Source organism: Sulfitobacter sp. HI0129 (assembly GCF_001635395.1).
In the GTDB taxonomy this organism is placed as follows: domain Bacteria; phylum Pseudomonadota; class Alphaproteobacteria; order Rhodobacterales; family Rhodobacteraceae; genus Sulfitobacter.
In genome coordinates this window covers 1-1,859 of record NZ_LWGH01001131.1, presented here as the reverse complement: position 1 = coordinate 1,859, position 1,859 = coordinate 1, and the positions used below count along the sequence as shown (strand labels likewise).

Genomic DNA, 1,859 nt, shown 5'->3' with positions numbered 1-1,859 from the left:
GTCACTGGATGAATGCCAGGGTTCGCCGCATCCGCCGCGGAATCTTGCCGCCGGTCCCCGGATTCGATCGGCCGAACCACCGCCATGAGGAGACGAACCGTGCCGCATGATCACGGCCACGCCCACATCGATCCTCAATCCGGTGATCGTCGCGTCTCCATCGCCATCTGGGCCAACGGCCTCCTGACGGTCGCGCAGATCGTCGGCGGGATCCTTTCCGGCAGCCTCGCGCTGATCGCGGATGCCCTCCACAATTTCTCGGACATGGCGTCGCTGGTGATCGCCTTCTTCGCGCGTAAGATCGCTCGCCGCCCGGCGGACAAGCGCATGACCTTCGGCTATGGGCGGGTAGAAATCGTCGCAGCGCTCATCAACTACACGACACTTATCCTGATCGGCTTCTACCTGATCTACGAGGGTGGCATGCGCATGATCGACCCACCAGAGGTACAGGGCTGGACGGTGGTGATCCTGGGCGGTGTGGCACTGGTCGTCGACACGTTGACGGCGCTGCTCACCTATTCGATGCAGAAAGGCAGCGTGAACATCCGTGCGCTCTTCCTGCACAACCTATCGGACGCTTTGGCCTCCGTGGCGGTCATCATCGGCGGCTCGCTCATCCTCCTCTACAACATGCGGTGGGTCGACCCGGCGATCACCATCGGCATCGCTCTCTACATCCTCTACCTCGCATTTACCGAGATTGGCGGTCCGATTCGGACGCTGATGCTCGGCAGTCCACCGGACATCGATAATGAAACCGTCGTTCAGGCGATGCGGGGTGTGGATGGTGTCGCGGACGTTCATCACGTGCATCTGTGGCAGATGCAGGAGCACGAGGCGGCTCTGGACTGCCACGTCGTGCTGACAGCGGACGGCTGGGGTCAAATCGAAAAGATCAAGGCCGCGATCAAGGACCGGCTGAAGGACGATTTCAGCATCGGTCATTCGAGTCTGGAATTTGAGCACGAAGACCGCGCACACGAAAACGCTGACCTTTACGGTCACGGCAAATCGGAAAAAGAGGAGGAAAACCATGTTCACCGAGACACTGACAGCTCATGACGACACGATTGGCCTCGCCTGCGAGGGCAAGCTCAGCGAAAGCGACCTGAAACGGATGCACGCCCTGCTTCATGAGCGCCTGCAAGAGACAAGTAAGCCCGGCCTGGTTCTCGATCTCACGAGGTTCGAAGGCTACGATGGGCCGTCCGCTCTGCTCGAAGATCTGAAAATCGACACAGCCCATAGGAATGACTTCCGCCGCGTCGCTGTGGTGGGCGAAGGGGCTTTGTTGGAGTGGGGAACCAGGTTCGCCGACGTGCTGACCACGGCAGAACTCCGTCAGTTCGACCCGGCGGAAATGAAGGCGGCAATCGCCTGGGCAAGTGAAAGGTAGAGTAGCTTTCAATCAGATGCCTTCGCAGAAGACAGCATCTGTTCGAAACCATAAACAAAAGAGCTACAGCAGTTGCGAGACCCAAGAGCAATCCGAAAGTTCTGAACATGGTCGCTCCTTTCGCAAAGGAGTAACTTTGGTACGGTGGCACTGCCCTTGCCGGGGCATTATCAAATCGTAATGTTTTAGCGGCTCAGGGCGCCAGTTGGTTAACATAAACTTCATTATGCGTATTTATACTGTACGCGCAAAGCGATAATGTCACCCATGAGCAATTCAGAAGTGTCACTCTCCTCGCATACGATAGCGAGGATGAGTGGACATGGGATGGGTTATGATGAGCGAGCGCGATTTGAACCGCGTTGAGGTTTTGGCGCAGGTCGATGATAGTCGGCTGACGGTAGACAATGCGGCAAACCTGCTGGATCTGACAAGGCGGCAAGTGTTCCGGCTTCTCAAG

Annotated in this window: 2 protein-coding genes and 1 pseudogene; all 3 read left to right on the top strand. The window is 57.6% G+C overall.

The genetic code is table 11. The features are described 5' to 3' along the window. The first annotated feature begins 99 nt into the window (after positions 1-99). Positions 100-1,065 carry a cation diffusion facilitator family transporter gene (locus A3764_RS23700; RefSeq protein ID WP_067920040.1) on the top strand — a complete coding sequence of 322 codons (966 nt, stop codon included), beginning with the start codon at positions 100-102 and terminating at the stop codon, positions 1,063-1,065. Then, complete coding sequence (locus A3764_RS23695; RefSeq protein WP_050532584.1) at positions 1,037-1,399, top strand: STAS/SEC14 domain-containing protein; 363 nt, start codon at positions 1,037-1,039, stop codon at positions 1,397-1,399. The genes A3764_RS23700 and A3764_RS23695 overlap by 29 nt, the downstream gene beginning before the upstream one ends. Before the next feature lie 322 nt (positions 1,400-1,721). After that, a pseudogene (locus tag A3764_RS26500) lies at positions 1,722-1,859 on the top strand (ISNCY family transposase); the annotation flags it as partial.

Coding starts and splice junctions, on each gene's coding strand:
- A3764_RS23695 (WP_050532584.1), top strand. CDS start 1,037: ATGTTCACCGAGACACTGACAGCTCATGACGACACGATTGGCCTCGCC.